The organism is Hymenobacter cyanobacteriorum, from assembly GCF_022631375.1.
Taxonomy (GTDB): domain Bacteria; phylum Bacteroidota; class Bacteroidia; order Cytophagales; family Hymenobacteraceae; genus Hymenobacter; species Hymenobacter cyanobacteriorum.
This window is the reverse complement of record NZ_JALBGC010000005.1, coordinates 14,013-30,761: the sequence shown is the minus strand read 5'-3', so window position 1 is coordinate 30,761 and position 16,749 is coordinate 14,013. Positions and strand designations below refer to the sequence as shown.

The following is a 16,749-nucleotide window of genomic DNA, read 5'->3' as shown; positions in this document are numbered from 1 at the left end:
AAATTGACTGCTATGGAGCCGACCACCGCGCCCAACAAACCGCAATTCTCTCCCGCTGCCCAGGCGGAAATCAAGCGCCTGCTTACGCACTATCCGGAAGACCGGAGCAAGTCGGCCCTGCTGCCGATTCTGCACATCGCGCAAGCCGAATTCGGCGGCTGGGTAAGCCCCGAGGTGCAGGACCTGGTGGCGGAAACCCTAAAAATCAAGCCGATTGAAGTGTACGAAGTCTCGTCTTTCTACACACAATACAACCTCAAACCGGTTGGCAAGCACGTGCTGGAAATCTGCCGCACCGGCCCCTGCATGCTGCGCGGTTCCGATGAGTTGACGGCCCATCTGGAGCGCATTACCGGCGCCAAAGTAGGCGGCACCTCGCCCGACGGCACTTTCACCTTGAAGGAAGTGGAGTGCCTGGCCGCCTGCGGCTTCGCTCCCATTGTACAGGTGCGCGAGAAATACTACGAGCAACTCGACACCCCGGAAGCAGTGGATGCCATGCTGAACGAATTGAAGGGTCTGGTTCATCGCCCCATCCTGCCTTGGGAGGAAACGGGCCTTCCGAACTCTCTGAAGAATTACTAAAAGCTGGCCATCAGCACAACGCTTACTACTATGGGCCGCAAGCTATTAACTGAACATATCAACGTCGAAGGCATCAATACCTTCGAGGTATACCGCAAGCACGGCGGCTACCGCTCCGTGGAGAAGGCGCTCAAAACCATGACGCCCGACGAAGTGGTGGAAGAAGTGAAGAAGTCGGGCCTGCGCGGGCGCGGCGGCGCGGGCTTCCCCACGGGCATGAAGTGGAGCTTCCTAGCCAAGCCAGAGGGCGTGCCGCGCTACCTCGTCTGCAACGCCGACGAATCGGAGCCCGGCACCTTTAAGGACCGGCAGTTGATGTCGAAACTGCCCCACCTACTCATCGAGGGCATGATTACGGGTAGCTACGCCTTGGGCGCACGCACCAGCTACATCTACATCCGCGGCGAGTTGTTATACGTGCTGCGTATTCTGGAAAAGGCCATTGCCGAAGCTTACGCGGCTGGTTTCCTGGGCGAGAACATTCTCGGCTCGGGTTACTCGCTTGATTTGCACGTGCATCCCGGCGCCGGTGCCTACATCTGCGGCGAGGAAACCGCGCTGCTGGAGTCGCTGGAAGGCAAGCGTGGCAACCCGCGCAACAAGCCGCCATTTCCGGCCGTGCAGGGCCTTTACGCCCGCCCCACGGTGGTGAACAACGTGGAAACCATCGCAGCAGTAGTGCCCATCATCAACGAAGGCGGCGACGAGTACGCCAAGCTCGGCGTAGGCAAAAGCACGGGTACTAAGCTGATTTCGGCTTGCGGTCACCTCAACAAGCCCGGTATTTACGAGATTGAGCTGGGCGTGCCGGTGGAGGAATTCATCTACTCCGATGAATACTGCGGCGGTATCTGGAAAGGCCGCGACCTGAAGGCCGTAGTGGCCGGCGGTTCATCCGTACCGATTCTACCCAAGGAACTTATCTTGAAAACCGCAGCTGGCGAAAACCGCCTGATGACTTATGAGTCGTTGAGCGACGGCGGCTTCGTGACGGGTACCATGCTGGGCTCGGGCGGCTTCATCGCGATGGACGAAACGACGTGCATCGTAAAGAACACCTGGAACTTCTCGCGCTTCTACCACCACGAGTCGTGCGGGCAGTGCTCGCCCTGCCGCGAGGGCACGGGCTGGATGGAAAAGGTATTGCACCGCTTGGAGCACGGTCACGGCTCGATGCACGACATCGACCTGTTGGTAAGCGTGGCCAAGCAAATTGAAGGCAACACCATTTGCCCGCTGGGCGAAGCGGCGGCGTGGCCGGTAGCCGCCGCCGTGCGCCATTTCCGCCACGAGTTCGAGTGGCACGTGACCAATCCCAAAGAAGCTACGGCGCCCGGCGCGGCCTATCGCGGCGCGGCGGTGCTGGCTTAACAGCTGTCATACTGACGAAGGAAGCATCTTATCACCGCTGCTTTCGTCAGAAATAACTAACTAAAAGCTGCGCAGGCGTGATAAGATGCTTCGCTCCGCTCAGCATGACAATACTATACAAATGGCTAAAATAACGTTCGACGGCATTGAGGTGGAAGTTCCGGACGGAACCACCATCCTGAACGCGGCCCGCCAGATTGGCGGCGGCATCGTGCCGCCCGCCATGTGCTACTATACCCCGCTGAAGGGCTCGGGCGGCAAGTGCCGCGCCTGCCTGGTGAAGGTTTCGGCCGGCTCAGCCAAAGACCCGCGCCCCATGCCTAAGCTCGTGGCCTCGTGCATCACGACGGTGCAGGACGGCATGGTGGTGGAAAATACCATCAACCAGCAGGTAATGGATGTCCGCAAGGGCATCGTGGAGATGCTGCTCATTAACCACCCACTCGATTGCCCGGTGTGCGACCAGGCCGGCGAGTGCAGCCTGCAGGACTTCGCCTTCGAGCACGGCGTGAGCACCACCCGCTACGAGGAAGAGCGCCGCACCTTCGAGAAAATCGACATCGGCCCGCTCATTCAGTTGCACATGACGCGCTGCATTCTGTGCTACCGCTGCGTGTACACCGCCGACCAGCTCACGCCCGAGCGCGTGCACGGCGTGCTGGGCCGCGGCGATGCCTCGGAAATCGGTACGTACATCGAAAACATCATCGACAACGAATTCAGCGGCAACGTCATCGACGTGTGCCCAGTGGGCGCGCTGACCGACAAAACCTTCCGCTTCAAGCAGCGTGTATGGTTCACCAAGCCCGTGAACGCCCACCGCGACTGCGAGACCGACAAGTGCAATGGCAACGTAACGCTGTGGTATAAAGGCAAAGACGTGTTGCGCGTAACCGCCCGCAAGGACGAGTACGGCGAGGTGAAGGAGTGGATTTGCAACACCTGCCGCTTCGACAAGAAGGAAACGACGGACTGGGTGCTGGAAGGCCCGGCGCACATCAACCGCGCCTCGGTTATCGCCCAAAACCACTACGAATTGCCGGTGGTGAACCCGCAGGTAATTCAGGATTTGCCCGAAAGCACCACCCGCGAACTGGAGCGCAACCCGCCGCTGCGGTTGGGTGGCTTAAACAACTAATCGCCTGTCATGCTGACGAAGGAAGCATCTTATCACCGCTGCTTTCGTCAGAAATACTAAATCAATAGCTGCGCGGACGTGATAAGTTGCTTCGCTGCGCTCAGCATGACACATAACATATGACTCTCCCCGCTCTGGGCTGGCAAGGCCTCGTCGTTCTGGCAACCTTCGGCATTTCGCTGCTGATTGCTACGTATTGCACCTACGCCGAGCGCGTAATCGCCGCATTCCTGCAGGACCGCGTGGGCCCGGACCGCGCCGGCCCCTTTGGCCTGCTCCAGCCACTGGCCGATGCTGTAAAGCTCTTCACCAAGGAAGAATTCTTCCCTGCCGGGGCCAACCGCGCCCTGTTTGTATTCGGGCCCTGCCTGGCCATGATTACGGCCCTGATGTCGTCGGCTGTAATTCCGTTTGGCGGCTTTTTGCAATTCGGCGATACCCAAATTCACCTGCAGGGCATTGAAATCAATGTCGGCATGCTCTACGTATTCGGCATCGTGTCGCTGGGCGTGTACGGGATTATGATTGGTGGCTGGGCTTCCAACAACAAGTTCTCCCTGCTGGGTGCCATCCGAGCTGCCTCGCAAAACATTAGCTACGAACTGGCCATGGGCCTGGCCCTGATTGCCGTGCTGATGATGTCGGGCACGCTCTCGCTGCGCGAAATCACCCTGCAGCAGACGCACGTGGGCGGTGGCTGGCATCTGAGCGACATCTTCACTTGGAACGTGTTCAAGCAGCCGCTCGGTTTCGTCATCTTCATCGTTTGCGCGTTCGCCGAGACCAACCGCACACCATTCGACTTGCCCGAGTGCGAAACCGAGCTGATTGGCGGCTACCACACCGAATATAGCTCGATGAAAATGGGCTTGTACCTGTTTGCGGAGTACGTGAACGTATTCGTGGCTACGGCCGTGATGTCGGTACTGTACTTCGGCGGTTTCAACTACCCGTTCCAGTACGAATTCCTGGATTTCCTCACCAACAAAACCAGCCTGTCGGCCGACTGGGCGCACAACATCTTCGTGCTGATGGGTGTGGTGGCCATGTTTGCCAAGATTTTCACCGGCATCTTCTTCTTCATGTGGGTACGCTGGACGCTCCCGCGCTTCCGCTACGACCAACTGATGCGCTTGGGCTGGACCATCCTTATCCCGCTGGCTATTTTCAACATCCTGCTCACGGGCGGCCTGATTACGTTCGGCGTAATTCAATAATTTTGTTTGTCATGCTGACGAAGGAAGCACCTTATCACGGCTGTCTTCGTCAGAATTAGTTACCCCAAAGCTTTGCGAACGTGATAAGATGCTTCGCAAGCTCAGCATGACAGAATATCTATGGAATCCTTAAGCAAACGCGCCAAAGTCCTCGAAAAGAAGCCCATGACCTTGGCCGAGCGGGCGTACCTGCCGGCTATTTTCCAGGGCCTGAGCATCACGATGCAGCACTTTTTCCGGGCTGCCACCAAGAAGCAGGTCACCATTCGCTATCCCGAAGAGACGCGCCCCTTCTCCCCCGTTTTCCGCGGCTTGCACGTGTTGAAGCGTGACGAGGCCGGCCGGGAGCGCTGCACGGCCTGCGGCCTCTGCGCCGTGGCCTGCCCTGCCGAAGCCATCACGATGGTAGCCGGCGAGCGCAAAAAAGGCGAAGAAGGCCTCTACCGCGAGGAGAAATACGCGGTGAGCTACGAAATAAACATGCTGCGCTGCATCTTCTGCGGCCTGTGCGAGGAAGCCTGTCCGAAAGCCGCCGTGTACCTGCAAGCCGATAAAATGGCCCCGCCGCGCTTCGAGCGCGACGAATTTATCTACGGCAAAGACCGGCTGGTGGAGCCCGTGACGCCGGACAACCGCTCGAAGCGCGGCATCCAGCTCACGCCCGAGCAGGCCGACAAGCTGCGTTCGCAACTGGCGTAATCGCCTGTCATGCTGACGAAGGAAGCATCTTATCACCGCTGCTTTCGTCTGAATTAGTAATCACACCGAGCGGCGCAAGCGTGATAAGATGCTTCGCTGCGCTCAGCATGACAAATTCATGTCTCCTCTCTTCCTCTTTCTCTCGTTCGTGGCCCTGCTGAGTGCATTGGGCGTGGTGCTGGCCAAAAACCCGGTGCACAGCGTCCTGTTCCTCATCCTCACGTTCTTCACCCTTTCGGGCCACTACCTGCTGCTCAATGCGCAGTTCTTGGCGGCGGTGAATATCATCGTGTATGCCGGCGCCATCATGGTTCTGTTCCTGTTTGTGATTATGTTCTTGAACCTGAACGAGGAAACTGAGCCGCACAAGCCGGCGCTGGCCAAGTTTGCGGCCGCCATCGCCGGCGGTTCGCTGCTGCTGATTCTGGTGGCGGCGCTGCGCAACGTGAGCCCGGCTGGCTACGACCCGGCCAATTTTGATTCGCAGATTGGCATGGTAGACAAACTGGGCATGGTGTTATTCCGCGACTATGCACTGCCGTTTGAATTGGCTTCTATTCTGCTGCTGGCTGCTATGGTGGGCTCGGTGATGCTGGGCAAGCGCGAGACGGGCGAGCGGAATTTTTAGACAGAGCTGATTGAAATACGAAGCGGCAACTGAAATTTCAGTTGCCGCTTTTTTTGTGCTTGTTGGTAACTTGCCCGACGCGGGCGTTTCGGTCAGTTGTCTTGCTTGCTAATAGCCTACATGCGCATGAGTATCCAGTATACATTAGCCAATTCGGAAGAAACCGGCGCACTTGGCGTACGGCATTTAAAGCGTTTCTGGTCGCAAGGGCTGGCCCAGCGCAATGGCATATTTATCGAGCAAACGGAGAAAAACTGGCGGTTTGATAATCTGCTCCTCAACGGATTAGGCCTGCCGATTGAGGAAACGATGCACTACCTGATGCAGGTAAATCCAAGCTTTGCCGAGTTTGAAAACTGGGTTCTGGCCAAAAACAACGGGCAGATTGACCCATTGCAAATAGAGCGCCTCAACAGCATCTTTTCTAATCACCCGTATCCAGAGGACCTGCGGCGCAGCCTGCGGGCAATTGAGGAAGAACCGGTTGTTTTGAGTGCGGAGGACCTGGCGTTTTGGGAGGAGCACGGGTATGTTATTCTTCGCGCGGCAATTTCGAAAGAACAGGCACAAGCGACGGAGAACGCCGTTTGGGAAGCCTTGGGCATGGACCCGAGCAAGCCTGCTACTTGGTACGAGAAACCAATTGGCAAGGGGATTATGATGGATTTCTACCATCATCCCATCCTACTGGCTAACCGGCAGTCGAAACGCATTCAGAAAGCCTTCGCCCAGCTCTGGCAAACGGCCGACCTCTGGAAAACCACCGACCGCACCAGCTTCAACCCGCCCGAAACGGCTACCTACCAGCACCAGGGCACGCCCTTGCATTGGGATATGAGTTTGGTGCCACCGCTGCGCTTTGGCACCCAAGGACTGCTCTACCTCTGCGACACACCGGCCGAGCAAGGTGCTTTCCGTTGCGTGCCGGGGTTCCATCGCCAGTTGGAAACTTGGCTGGCGTCGCTGCCCGCTGGCACCGACCCGCGCCAGGTGAATCTGAATGCGCTGGCCGTGCCCATTGCGGCCGAAGCCGGCGATTTTATTATCTGGCACCATGCGCTGCCGCACGGCAGCAGCCCTAACCGCGGCACCTACCCACGCATCGTGCAGTACTTAAACATGTACCCGGTCGAGTTCCGGGAAAATATGGCGTGGTTATAGTCGAACGCTTAAACAGCTGCGCCGAACCCATTGGGCTCGGCGCAGCTGTTTACTATTTATGGTAATTTATCGGGCGTATTTATTCAATAGAATAGCTTGCAGGCAGGACGCTATCAATTATAAGAAGTAGCCGTAGCCGCCGCATTCGACTTGGCAATGACTGTGGCGCGAATGGGCAGGGAACGATACGTCGGCACCCGCATTTTGTGCATCGGCGACGCCACCAGCTGCGCTTGCATCAAGGAAGCGGCAAGGGCACTCCAGAACAGAAAAACGGCGGCGAGAATGTACAGCTTGGACATGGCAGCGAGTGGTGAAGTGGTTGACTGATACAAACCTACTCGGTGCACGAAGCGCTGGGGTTGCCTCTTCGCTTGGTCAGGTGCGTAGCCTGTCGAACGGGGTGTTTTGCAGTGCCAACGCACCGACGCTTTCGCCTAGCCAATAAAAAGCGGCGACTGAAATATCAGTCGCCGCTTCCGTTTCTCAAGTTTCTTATTATTGCGGTGGGACGGAAACAGCAAATACAAATCAATGGCAACGGACGGAGTAAAAATTATTGATGGCGATTTAGCGCATGATGTATACGTTACATTCATGGACCTCTATGATGCGGGGGAATCAATAGAAACAGTTAAGACAGCCATTGAGCAGTTTCAGGCCGACAATGATGACGTTGATGATGAAATATTCATCACAGCTTATGCGCTTGCGCTTTGGGAAGTTGGCCAACTGGATGAAGAAATACTTTCCCAAGTAGCACTTGCTATCAAGCAAAACGCCTTTGCCAACTACTTAACACAGTCAGAAAACGCACCGAATGAAGGACGTAAAAGGCAGCAGGTTTTAAACCGGTTCTGGGACAAAATCAGCCAGCCTAACATCCGGCCTAGGAAAAGGAAGATACATAAGGCCCAAACCAAATTCGTTTTTGATGAGGGCGATGTACTCTCTTTTCAAATGTCAGACGGCACCTATAGAGCGACGATTCTTCTTCTCATTTCACAGCATCGCGGCCGTTGCAGCTATCAGTTTGCCATGCCGACTTATACCGCTCCATCAAAAGCCACTTTTGAGGACGTGCAAAATGGGGAGATAATGGGAAGAATGATTGAACCTGCAAGCCGCGTCGGGTTCAATGTAGTTGGAATGGCTCATAAGACTTTGCTTGCTATTGCTGATAGATTTGAGCGGATTGGGCATCTTGAAATTACGCAGGCAGCAAAACGTTGCGGGGCACAATCAGGAGCAGTCGACTTTGAAAGCTTCGCCTCTGCCTTTGTTGACTTCAACAATATTATAGGTATCAAGAAGACCGTAAAAACTCATTCCAAGCAGGTATTCCCCGTTCGGCAATTGCTTCAATAAGAAAGCGGCGACTGATTCCAGTCGCCGCTTCCATTTCTAACGCTTCAAAAACCTACTTCGCCACCACGTCCGTTTTGATGCTCAGTTCTTTCAGCTGCACGTCCGAAATCGGCGAAGGCGAGTCAATCATCACATCGCGGCCCGAGTTGTTCTTCGGGAAGGCGATGAAGTCGCGGATGCTGTCGGAGCCGCCGAAGAGGCTGCAGAGGCGGTCGAAGCCGAAGGCGAGGCCGCCGTGGGGCGGCGCGCCGTATTCAAAGGCGTCGAGCAGGAAGCCGAACTGGGCCTGGGCTTCTTCGGGCGTGAAGCCGAGCAGCGAGAACATGCGGGCCTGCACGGCGCGGTCGTGGATGCGGATGGAGCCGCCACCGATTTCCACGCCATTTATCACGAGGTCGTAGGCATTGGCGCGAGTCTGGCCGATGGTGGCGGGGTTGTCGAGCAGGGCCAAATCCTCGGGCTTGGGCGAGGTGAAGGGGTGGTGCATGGCGAAGTGGCGGTTTTCCTCCTCACTGAACTCGAGCAGCGGGAAGTCAATCACCCACAGCGGCGAGAACGAGTTGGGGTCGCGCAGGCCGAGGCGGCGGCCCATTTCGAGGCGCAGCTCGCTCATGGCTTTGCGGGTTTTGGCTTCGGGTCCGGCCAGCAGCAGGATGAGGTCGCCGGGGTTGGCGTTGAAAGCGGCTTTCCACTTCTGCAGCTCGTCCTGCGAGTAGAACTTATCAACCGAGGATTTTACCTGGCCGTCGGCCTCCACGCGGGCATATACTAGGCCGGTGGCGCCGATTTGTGGACGCTTCACCCACTCAGTCAGCTCATCGATTTGCTTGCGGGTGTAGGCGGCGCAGGTGGCGGCATTGATGCCCAGCACCAGCTCGGCGCTGTCGAAGACGGGGAAGCTCTGGCCCTTCACGGTTTCGGTGAGGTTGGCGAACTTCATTTCGAAGCGGGTGTCGGGCTTGTCGTTGCCGTAGTCGCGCATGGCGTCGGCGTAAGTCATGCGGGGCACGGTGGGGAAATCGAGGTTTTTGATTTCCTTGAACAGGTAGCGCACCAGGCCCTCGAACATGTCGAGGATGTCCTCCTGCGTCACGAAGGCCATTTCGCAGTCAATCTGCGTGAATTCAGGCTGGCGGTCGGCGCGCAGGTCTTCGTCGCGGAAGCACTTCACAATCTGAAAATACCGGTCGAAGCCCGACACCATGAGCAGCTGCTTAAAGGTCTGGGGCGACTGCGGCAGGGCGTAGAACTCGCCGGGGTTCATGCGCGAGGGCACCACAAAGTCGCGCGCACCTTCGGGCGTGGACTTGATGAGCACGGGCGTTTCAACTTCGATGAAGTCCTGGCCGTCGAGGTAGCGGCGCACGGCCTGGGCCATTTTGTGGCGCAGCATCAGGTTGTTGCGCACAGGGGTGCGGCGCAGGTCGAGGTAGCGGTATTTCATCCGCAGGTCGTCGCCGCCGTCGGTGTCGTCTTCGATGAGGAAGGGCGGCAGCTTGGCGGGGTTCAGGATTTCGACCTTCTCGGGGCGTATTTCGATGCCGCCGGTCGGGATTTTGTCGTTTTTGGAGTAGCGCTCGGCCACTTTGCCGGTCACGCTCAGCACGAACTCGCGGCCGAGGTGGCGGGCCGATTCGCGCACGGCTTCGGCCTCCACGCCTTCTTCGAGGGTGATTTGGGTGAGGCCGTACCGGTCGCGCAGGTCAATCCAGAGCAGGGAGCCTTTGTCGCGGGTGCGCTGCACCCAGCCGCAAAGGGTGACGGTTTGGCCAATGTGTTCGGGGCGGAGCTCGCCGCAGGTGTGGGTACGTAGCATGGCAATGGGGTTTCGGGCAAAGTTAGGCCTTGCGCGTAGGAAGGCAACCCGCAATTTTGGTACGGAGTATGTAATAGCCGCTGGCAACGGCGTTCCTTTGCCCATTCAATCCCCTCCAATATCCCATGAAATTCTTCCCCGCGCTCGCCCTGGCCACCGCTCTTCTGGCTGCTGGCACCGCCCAGGCCCAGACCAAAATCAAGACCAAAACCAAGTCCGACGCGACCGGGATGGAAATTAAATCGAAGGGCACGGCCGGCGCGGTCACGCTCGAAGGCCCCATCAAGCGCGTGGAAACGCTCTCGGGCATCGACGTTTTCCCCAAAGCCAACTCGACTGATATTCTGCTGAGTTTCACCCAGCAGTTCACCAAGCCCGGCACGCTGGTGATGACCGACTACAAAAACAACGTGGTGTACCAGACCGAACTGGACCCCGCCAACAACACCGGCGCGCCCGTCAACCTGGGCAAGATTCCGGCCGGCACCTACCTCGTGGAAGCCAAAACCGGCAATTACGTGTACTGGAAGAAGGTGCGGATTAAGTACCCGACCATCCGCCGCTAATTGCGTTTGTCGCTTCGCCAAAACGTCATGCAGAGCGCAGCGAAGCATCTTGCCCGCTACCAGTAATCCTGTTGATTGGATTGCGTTGCGCGGTAAAGATGCTTCGCTGCGCTCTGCATGACGTTCTTTTAGCCATCCAGCGGCGCGCCTGGCCGTGCATTTTGCCGTTCTTTTGTATTCCTATATCGCCGCTTCTCCCCTCTCTATGAAACGCATGCCCCTGCTGTTGCTGCTGTTGCTGGGCCTTTTGGCTTTCGCGCCCAAGCCCAAGCTCACCACGGTGAAGCTGGCTTCGACCCTCTCGGTGGGCGTGCCGAAGGAATTTGCGCCGCTGCCCGACGACGGCATTGCCGTAAAATACCCCTCGCCGCGCAAGCCGCTGGCCGTGTACTCCAACCCCAGCGGCCGCGTCGACTACAGCGTGGCCGTGCGCCCCACCACCTTCGAGAGCTTTGACTACGGCGTGCTGCTGAAGATTTACAAGTCCAGCATCCAGCGTCTCTACACCAAAGTCGATTTTATCAAGGAAGACATTCGCACCGTGAACGGGCGCGACTTCATCTATTTCGAGTTTATCTCGACGGTATCGGACACGCGCCGCAACAGCCAGCTCACGCCCATCAAGCGCTACCAGGTGGTGCAGTACGCCATCGAAGGCTCGCAGCTGTACGTGTTCACCTTCGTGGCCCCCGCCGACGAGCAGGCGCAGTGGCAGCCCACGGCCCAGGCCGTAATGAGCGCGATTGTGATGAAGAAATAAGCTTCCGTCTGTCATCCTGAGCGCAGCGAAGGACCTTCTCACGGCTGAACAGCTTGCAGTAATTCCAACGATGCGAACGTGAGAAGGTCCTTCGCTGCGCTCAGGATGACAGACGGCTTATGTTTTGCTCCTACCATTATGCCCGACGACGACTACTTCATGACCCAGGCGCGGGCCGAGGCCGAAAAGGCCCTCGCCGCCGATGAAATTCCCATCGGGGCCGTGGTGGTGTTTGAAAACCAGATTATCGGGCGCGGCTACAACCAGACCGAGCGCCTGCGCGACGTAACGGCCCACGCCGAAATGCTGGCTCTGACCGCCGCTGCCAACTACCTCGGCAATAAATACCTGGCCGACTGCACGCTCTACGTTACCATCGAGCCCTGCGTGATGTGCGCCGGCGCCAGCTACTGGGCCCAATTAAAAGCCGTGGTGTTCGGCGCGGAGGAGCCCAAAGTGGGTTTCCGCCGCCACGGGCAGCTGTTGCACCGGCGCACGCAGCTGCGCGGCGGCGTGCAAGCCGCGGCCTGCGCCGAACTGATGCAGCAATTTTTCAGTATGAAGCGGAAATAATCTACTTTTGAAGCATCGCCGGTGGCCCGTGCAACTATGCGCGTGGCCGGCGGTTTAAGCAGAACACTTTCCGCTCTCTCTTCACCAACCCAAACCTTTTTCAATTATGGCTTTCGAATTGCCAAAGTTGCCCTACAGCTATGATGCGCTGGAACCCACGTTTGACGCCCAGACGATGGAAATCCACCATTCGAAGCACCACCAGGCCTACGTGACTAACCTGAACGCGGCCATCGCGGGCACGGAAATGGAAAACCAGTCGCTGGAAGAAATCCTGCACAACATTGCTAAAGCCCCGGTGGCCGTGCGCAACAACGGCGGTGGCCACTGGAACCACTCGTTGTGGTGGACCATCCTGTCGCCCAACGGCGGCGGGCAGCCCACCGGCGCCGTTGGCGAAGCCATCACCAAGGCGTTCGGCACGTTCGATAAGTTCAAGGAGGAGTTCACCAAAGCCGCCACCACGCGCTTCGGCTCGGGCTGGGCCTGGCTGTGCAAGCAGCCCGACGGCTCGGTGCAAATCTGCTCGACCCCGAACCAGGACAATCCGCTGATGCCCGAAACGGGCTGCAAAGGCATTCCCGTGCTCGGCCTCGACGTGTGGGAGCACGCGTACTACCTGAAATACCAGAACCGCCGCCCCGACTACATCGCCGCCTTCTTCAACCTCATCAACTGGGACGAAGTGAACAAGCGCTTCGCCGAGGCCTACGCCGCGTAGTTTCGGCCGCATTGTTACTAGAAAGGCCCGTCTCCGGTAGGAGGCGGGCCTTTTTTGGCAATATTGAACTGGTCTGGCTTTTACACATATGACCGTTTATTTAAACCTAGAATCCGGCAGAGTTGGGCCCCTACGGTCGCGCGGTAGTGCTTTGCGCGGACCTACCTAACTTTGCACGTCCAACCGCCCCGCGCCGTTGGCCGTTGAGTCGATGGTACTTGGCTGAACGAGGCGTGCGGCGACTTGATTGCAAACTATGAGAAAGACTTGGTTAATCGTTGCATTCCTGCTGCTGTCTTTGCCGGGTTTCAGCCAGCGGGATACCGTGCTCGCGGTGCACCACCTGTTTGCCCAGAAGCGCGGCAACGGACAGGCTTGGGCCGCTACTGGGGCGGGGGTGGCCGTCGACGAAGGCGTCGGCCGGCGGGCCCAACCGTCGGCGGCGCGCAGCGCCACCGCGGCGACCGTCTACGGCGGCGTGCCCATGGTGGCCGGGCTGCTAAAAGGGGAGCGCTTTAGCCCGGCACGGGAACAGGAAATCATCCAGCGCTACGCCCAAGGTGTGGCCATTCCCCCCGATGTGCGGCGCAAGCTAAGGCCCAAGCATTTTCGGCGCACCGCACGCGACGTGAGGGAGGGCTTGTAAGTAGCCGTTTCGGGCACGCAGGCGGGGTAAGTCAGTATTACGCTCCATTGGGTAAACACCCGCTTGAGCTCATGAGCTCACTTCTAGAGGCGCTCTAGCAGCCTTGCGATTCCTATTGAATTCAAGAAACTCGTCTACCAATCAAAGTTTACAAAATGCATAATAGAGACGCATTTCTTGAACTGCATTTTTTACAAAAAATCAACCCTTTCGCTGCACCAAGAACAACCAGTCGAAAACAATTCGTGTACGTACCTGCTTTATCACCGCGTTTCAACCAACCCGGCGACTCACGCACGACGCCACTTCATTCGACCTCATGTCAAGCAAAGCTTTTGAGCCCGCCCAACTCGGCCCGCTCACCCTCACCAATCGCATCGTAATGGCCCCCATGACGCGCAGCCGCGCCCTGGGCAACGAAGCCAACGAGCTGATGGCCGAGTACTACCGCCAGCGCGCCACCGCCGGCCTCATCATCTCCGAAGGCGTGTCGCCCTCGGCCGACGGCCTGGGCTACGCCCGCATTCCTGGCCTGTTCACGCCGGAGCAAGCCACCAACTGGCAGCGTGTGACGGAAACCGTGCACCACCACGGCGGCCACATCTTCATTCAGCTCATGCACGCCGGCCGCGTGTTCCACCCCCTCAACCTGCCCGAGGGTGCCGAAGGCGTCGCCCCCTCGGCCATCGCCGCCAAAGGCCAGATGTGGACCGACCAGCAGCAGATGCAGGACCAGCCCGCGCCCCGCGCCCTCACCACCGCCGAAGTGGCCGAAGTAGTGCAGCAGTACGCTCAAAGCGCCAAGCTGGCTCTGGAAGCCGGTTTCGACGGCGTGGAAGTGCACGGTGCCAACGGCTACTTGCCCGAGCAGTTCCTGAACCCGAACAGCAACCAGCGCACCGACGAATACGGCGGCAGCGTGCAGAACCGCGCCCGCTTCGTGCTCGACGTCACCCGCGCCGTGGCCGCCGAAATCGGAGCCGACCGCACCGGCGTGCGCCTCTCGCCGGGCAGCACCTTCAACGACATGGGCGCCTACCCTGAAATGGCCGAAACCTACGCCTACCTGGCCGCCGAGCTGCAAAAAATCGGCGTGGCGTACGTGCACCTCGTGGCCACGGGCTACATCCCGGCCGAGGTATTGGACAGCATCCACGCCGCCTACACCGGCCCCGTCATCTACAACGGCGGCTACCGCGACCTGGCCCGCACCGAAGCCGACCTCGCCGGCCGCGCCGCCTTCATCTCCTTCGGCACCGCCTACATCTCGAACCCCGACCTCGTGGAGCGCCTGCAAGCCGGCCAGCCCCTGGCCGAGGCCGACCAGGCCACCTTCTACGCTCCCGGCCCCAACGGTTTCGCCGACGGCTACACCCACTACCCCACCGCCGACGGCCAGCCTGCCGGCACGTTCTCGCCCACCTACGAGGCGTAAAAAGGCCCTCAACGGCGAATTGAAGCCCCTGCGAAGCTCGTCCCCCACCGGGCGCTTCGCAGGGGCTTTTTTATTTATCTTTGACGGTCGTGGCTCGTGCGCCGCGCCTGCATTTGTCTTATCCCACCCCTTTTGCCCCGTTCCCGCATGAATACGAAGCTGCGCCTTACTGTCCTGAGTTTCCTCCAGTTCTTCATCTGGGGCTCGTGGCTGATTACGATTGGCGCTTATTGGTTTCAAACGAAGCAATGGTCCGGTGCCCAGTTTGGCGCCATTTTCTCGACCATGGGCATTGCTTCCATCTTCATGCCCTCGCTCATGGGCATCGTGGCCGATAAGTACGTGAACGCCGAAAAGCTCTACGGCGTGCTGCACATTCTGGGCGGCCTCGTGCTGCTTACCATCCCGATGGTAACGGACCCCGGCACGTTCTTCTGGGTTATCCTGCTGAACATGATTTTCTACATGCCCACGCTGGCGCTGTCCATTGCCGTATCCTACTCCATCCTGAAACGGCAGGGGTTCGACGTGGTGAAGGACTACCCGCCCATCCGCGTGTGGGGCACCATCGGCTTCATCGTGGCCATGTGGACGGTAAGCCTGCTCGGCTTCGAGAAGTCGGCCAGCCAGTTCTACGTGGCGGCTGGCGCGGCCATTCTGCTGGGCATTTATTCGTTCACGCTGCCCGCCTGCCCGCCCCAGTCGGCCAGCACGTCGAGCCAGAACCTAGCCGAAATCCTCGGTCTCAAGTCGTTCGCCATTCTGCGCGACCGCAAAATGCTGACCTTCTTTCTCTTCGCGCTGCTGCTTGGCGCTGCGCTGCAGCTCACCAATGCCTACGGCGACACCTTCCTGCACGATTTTGACAAGAACCCGGAGTACCAGGGCACCCTCACGGTGAAGTATCCGGCCATCATCATGTCCATCTCGCAGATTTCCGAGACGCTGTTCATCCTCGCCATTCCGTTCTTCCTGCGCCGCTTCGGCATCAAGCAGGTGATGTTGTTCAGCATGATTGCCTGGGTACTGCGCTTCGGCCTGTTCGCCTACGGTAACCCCGGCCAGGGCCTCTGGATGATTATCCTCTCGTGCATCGTGTACGGCATGGCCTTCGACTTCTTCAATATCTCGGGCTCGCTGTTCGTCGAAACTCAGACGCAGCCCAGCATCCGGGCCAGCGCCCAGGGCTTGTTTATGATGATGACCAACGGCTTTGGGGCCGTGCTGGGCAGTTCGCTGAGCGGCCTCATCATCCAGCACTACTTCACCGATGCCAACGGCGTGAAGGACTGGCACAACATCTGGCTCACGTTTGCGGGCTACTCCCTGGTTATTGCCGTGCTGTTCGTGTTTATATTCAAGCACAAGCACACCACGCAGCCAGTCGAGGAAGTCACGCCCGCCAACTCATTGCTATCGGTAGAACAAGCGTAAGTAAGCTCGACAATACAAGATTGGTATAAAAACAGTCTGTTTTTGGTATAAAGAAAAAGCCCGCTCTGCGCATGCAGAGCGGGCTTTTTGCTGCCTTGCGGCGAGCAGAACTACTTGTTGCCGAAGAAGAAGTCGCCTTCAATCTGGGCGTTTTCGTCCGAATCCGAACCGTGTACGGCGTTGGCTTCGATGCTCTTGGCGTACTTCTTCCGGATGGTGCCTTCCTCGGCGTTGGCCGGGTTGGTGGCACCGATGAGGGTGCGGAAATCAGCCACGGCATTTTCTTTTTCGAGAATAGCCGCCACGATGGGGCCGCTCGACATGTATTTCACGAGGTCGCCATAGAACGGACGCTCGGCGTGCACGGCGTAGAACTGGCCCGCGCGCTCGGCGGTGAGGTTGATTTTCTGGAGCTCCACGATGCGGAAGCCGCCGGCCTCAATCATGCTCAGGATACCACCAATGTGGTTTTCCTGAACGGCATCGGGCTTAATCATCGTGAATGTGCGGTTGGTGGCCATTGCGTTGGTCGGGGGAAATTGGATGTTGAAAAAACGTATTGCGCCACAAAAGTAGCACCAAAGCCAGCCGCGGGCATTGGCCGGGCCGGCGGCGCGGTTCAGCGCTTTTG

The 16,749-nt window shown here is 58.4% G+C and carries 18 protein-coding genes; 15 read left to right on the top strand and 3 right to left on the bottom strand.

Going from position 1 to position 16,749, the window contains the following annotated elements; all coding sequences use genetic code 11:
* Window positions 1-12 precede the first annotated feature (12 nt).
* The 7 genes from MON38_RS17980 (at window position 13) to MON38_RS17950 (ending at window position 6,799) form a co-directional block, all read left to right on the top strand.
* Window positions 13-585 carry an NADH-quinone oxidoreductase subunit NuoE family protein gene (locus tag MON38_RS17980; RefSeq protein WP_241937547.1) on the top strand — a complete coding sequence of 191 codons (573 nt, stop codon included), beginning with the start codon at window positions 13-15 and terminating at the stop codon, window positions 583-585.
* A 30-nt stretch (window positions 586-615) separates the two neighbouring features.
* Window positions 616-1,956, top strand: a complete 1,341-nt coding sequence (gene nuoF / locus MON38_RS17975; protein ID WP_241937546.1) for an NADH-quinone oxidoreductase subunit NuoF — start codon at window positions 616-618, stop codon at window positions 1,954-1,956.
* Between the two features lie 121 nt (window positions 1,957-2,077).
* On the top strand, window positions 2,078-3,094 hold the full coding sequence (locus MON38_RS17970; RefSeq protein WP_241937545.1) for an NADH-quinone oxidoreductase subunit G: 1,017 nt from the start codon (window positions 2,078-2,080) through the stop codon (window positions 3,092-3,094).
* 119 nt (window positions 3,095-3,213) lie between these two features.
* The gene (nuoH, locus tag MON38_RS17965) at window positions 3,214-4,311 is read left to right on the top strand and encodes an NADH-quinone oxidoreductase subunit NuoH (protein ID WP_241937544.1); all 1,098 of its coding nucleotides are present in this window, start codon (window positions 3,214-3,216) and stop codon (window positions 4,309-4,311) included.
* 120 nt (window positions 4,312-4,431) lie between these two features.
* The gene (locus tag MON38_RS17960) at window positions 4,432-5,010 is read left to right on the top strand and encodes a NuoI/complex I 23 kDa subunit family protein (RefSeq protein ID WP_241937543.1); all 579 of its coding nucleotides are present in this window, start codon (window positions 4,432-4,434) and stop codon (window positions 5,008-5,010) included.
* Window positions 5,011-5,128: 118 nt separating this feature from the next.
* Entirely contained in the window at window positions 5,129-5,638 is a 510-nt protein-coding gene (locus MON38_RS17955) for an NADH-quinone oxidoreductase subunit J family protein (protein ID WP_241937542.1), read from the top strand.
* A 126-nt stretch (window positions 5,639-5,764) separates the two neighbouring features.
* Complete coding sequence (locus MON38_RS17950; RefSeq protein WP_241937541.1) at window positions 5,765-6,799, top strand: phytanoyl-CoA dioxygenase family protein; 1,035 nt, start codon at window positions 5,765-5,767, stop codon at window positions 6,797-6,799.
* 113 nt (window positions 6,800-6,912) lie between these two features.
* Here MON38_RS17950 and MON38_RS17945 read toward each other — a convergent pair whose 3' ends face one another.
* Window positions 6,913-7,101: a hypothetical protein gene (locus tag MON38_RS17945; protein WP_241937540.1), complete on the bottom strand. Its 189-nt coding sequence runs from the start codon at window positions 7,099-7,101 to the stop codon at window positions 6,913-6,915.
* Window positions 7,102-7,333: 232 nt separating this feature from the next.
* Here MON38_RS17945 and MON38_RS17940 point away from each other — a divergent pair, with 232 nt between their 5' ends.
* Window positions 7,334-8,167, top strand: coding sequence for a hypothetical protein (locus MON38_RS17940; RefSeq protein WP_241937539.1), 834 nt, complete (start codon window positions 7,334-7,336; stop codon window positions 8,165-8,167).
* Window positions 8,168-8,219: 52 nt separating this feature from the next.
* Here the strand turns inward: MON38_RS17940 and aspS are convergent, their stop codons facing one another.
* Entirely contained in the window at window positions 8,220-9,983 is a 1,764-nt protein-coding gene (gene aspS, locus MON38_RS17935; RefSeq protein WP_241937538.1) for an aspartate--tRNA ligase, read from the bottom strand.
* A gap of 125 nt (window positions 9,984-10,108) precedes the next feature.
* Here aspS and MON38_RS17930 point away from each other — a divergent pair, with 125 nt between their 5' ends.
* The 7 genes from MON38_RS17930 (at window position 10,109) to MON38_RS17900 (ending at window position 16,118) form a co-directional block, all read left to right on the top strand.
* Entirely contained in the window at window positions 10,109-10,549 is a 441-nt protein-coding gene (locus tag MON38_RS17930; protein WP_241937537.1) for a hypothetical protein, read from the top strand.
* A 205-nt stretch (window positions 10,550-10,754) separates the two neighbouring features.
* Complete coding sequence (locus MON38_RS17925) at window positions 10,755-11,309, top strand: hypothetical protein (protein WP_241937536.1); 555 nt, start codon at window positions 10,755-10,757, stop codon at window positions 11,307-11,309.
* A 138-nt stretch (window positions 11,310-11,447) separates the two neighbouring features.
* A complete protein-coding gene (locus tag MON38_RS17920) occupies window positions 11,448-11,882 on the top strand; it encodes a nucleoside deaminase (protein ID WP_241937535.1) in 435 nt (144 codons plus the stop codon).
* A 106-nt stretch (window positions 11,883-11,988) separates the two neighbouring features.
* Window positions 11,989-12,603, top strand: coding sequence for a superoxide dismutase (locus MON38_RS17915; protein ID WP_241937534.1), 615 nt, complete (start codon window positions 11,989-11,991; stop codon window positions 12,601-12,603).
* Between the two features lie 256 nt (window positions 12,604-12,859).
* Window positions 12,860-13,249, top strand: a complete 390-nt coding sequence (locus MON38_RS17910; RefSeq protein WP_241937533.1) for a hypothetical protein — start codon at window positions 12,860-12,862, stop codon at window positions 13,247-13,249.
* 319 nt (window positions 13,250-13,568) lie between these two features.
* Entirely contained in the window at window positions 13,569-14,684 is a 1,116-nt protein-coding gene (locus MON38_RS17905; protein ID WP_241937532.1) for an alkene reductase, read from the top strand.
* A 147-nt stretch (window positions 14,685-14,831) separates the two neighbouring features.
* On the top strand, window positions 14,832-16,118 hold the full coding sequence (locus tag MON38_RS17900; protein WP_241937531.1) for a nucleoside permease: 1,287 nt from the start codon (window positions 14,832-14,834) through the stop codon (window positions 16,116-16,118).
* A 110-nt stretch (window positions 16,119-16,228) separates the two neighbouring features.
* Here MON38_RS17900 and MON38_RS17895 read toward each other — a convergent pair whose 3' ends face one another.
* The gene (locus MON38_RS17895) at window positions 16,229-16,639 is read right to left on the bottom strand and encodes a nucleoside-diphosphate kinase (protein ID WP_241937530.1); all 411 of its coding nucleotides are present in this window, start codon (window positions 16,637-16,639) and stop codon (window positions 16,229-16,231) included.
* Between the last annotated feature and the right edge of the window lie 110 nt (window positions 16,640-16,749).

What these genes read in the sequence shown, in the direction of transcription:
- MON38_RS17980 (WP_241937547.1), top strand. Translation starts at nt 13, where the DNA reads ATGGAGCCGACCACCGCGCCCAACAAACCGCAATTCTCTCCCGCTGCC.
- nuoF (WP_241937546.1), top strand. Translation starts at nt 616, where the DNA reads ATGGGCCGCAAGCTATTAACTGAACATATCAACGTCGAAGGCATCAAT.
- MON38_RS17970 (WP_241937545.1), top strand. Translation starts at nt 2,078, where the DNA reads ATGGCTAAAATAACGTTCGACGGCATTGAGGTGGAAGTTCCGGACGGA.
- nuoH (WP_241937544.1), top strand. Translation starts at nt 3,214, where the DNA reads ATGACTCTCCCCGCTCTGGGCTGGCAAGGCCTCGTCGTTCTGGCAACC.
- MON38_RS17960 (WP_241937543.1), top strand. Translation starts at nt 4,432, where the DNA reads ATGGAATCCTTAAGCAAACGCGCCAAAGTCCTCGAAAAGAAGCCCATG.
- MON38_RS17955 (WP_241937542.1), top strand. Translation starts at nt 5,129, where the DNA reads ATGTCTCCTCTCTTCCTCTTTCTCTCGTTCGTGGCCCTGCTGAGTGCA.
- MON38_RS17950 (WP_241937541.1), top strand. Translation starts at nt 5,765, where the DNA reads ATGAGTATCCAGTATACATTAGCCAATTCGGAAGAAACCGGCGCACTT.
- MON38_RS17945 (WP_241937540.1), bottom strand. Translation starts at nt 7,101, where the DNA reads ATGTCCAAGCTGTACATTCTCGCCGCCGTTTTTCTGTTCTGGAGTGCC.
- MON38_RS17940 (WP_241937539.1), top strand. Translation starts at nt 7,334, where the DNA reads ATGGCAACGGACGGAGTAAAAATTATTGATGGCGATTTAGCGCATGAT.
- aspS (WP_241937538.1), bottom strand. Translation starts at nt 9,983, where the DNA reads ATGCTACGTACCCACACCTGCGGCGAGCTCCGCCCCGAACACATTGGC.
- MON38_RS17930 (WP_241937537.1), top strand. Translation starts at nt 10,109, where the DNA reads ATGAAATTCTTCCCCGCGCTCGCCCTGGCCACCGCTCTTCTGGCTGCT.
- MON38_RS17925 (WP_241937536.1), top strand. Translation starts at nt 10,755, where the DNA reads ATGAAACGCATGCCCCTGCTGTTGCTGCTGTTGCTGGGCCTTTTGGCT.
- MON38_RS17920 (WP_241937535.1), top strand. Translation starts at nt 11,448, where the DNA reads ATGCCCGACGACGACTACTTCATGACCCAGGCGCGGGCCGAGGCCGAA.
- MON38_RS17915 (WP_241937534.1), top strand. Translation starts at nt 11,989, where the DNA reads ATGGCTTTCGAATTGCCAAAGTTGCCCTACAGCTATGATGCGCTGGAA.
- MON38_RS17910 (WP_241937533.1), top strand. Translation starts at nt 12,860, where the DNA reads ATGAGAAAGACTTGGTTAATCGTTGCATTCCTGCTGCTGTCTTTGCCG.
- MON38_RS17905 (WP_241937532.1), top strand. Translation starts at nt 13,569, where the DNA reads ATGTCAAGCAAAGCTTTTGAGCCCGCCCAACTCGGCCCGCTCACCCTC.
- MON38_RS17900 (WP_241937531.1), top strand. Translation starts at nt 14,832, where the DNA reads ATGAATACGAAGCTGCGCCTTACTGTCCTGAGTTTCCTCCAGTTCTTC.
- MON38_RS17895 (WP_241937530.1), bottom strand. Translation starts at nt 16,639, where the DNA reads ATGGCCACCAACCGCACATTCACGATGATTAAGCCCGATGCCGTTCAG.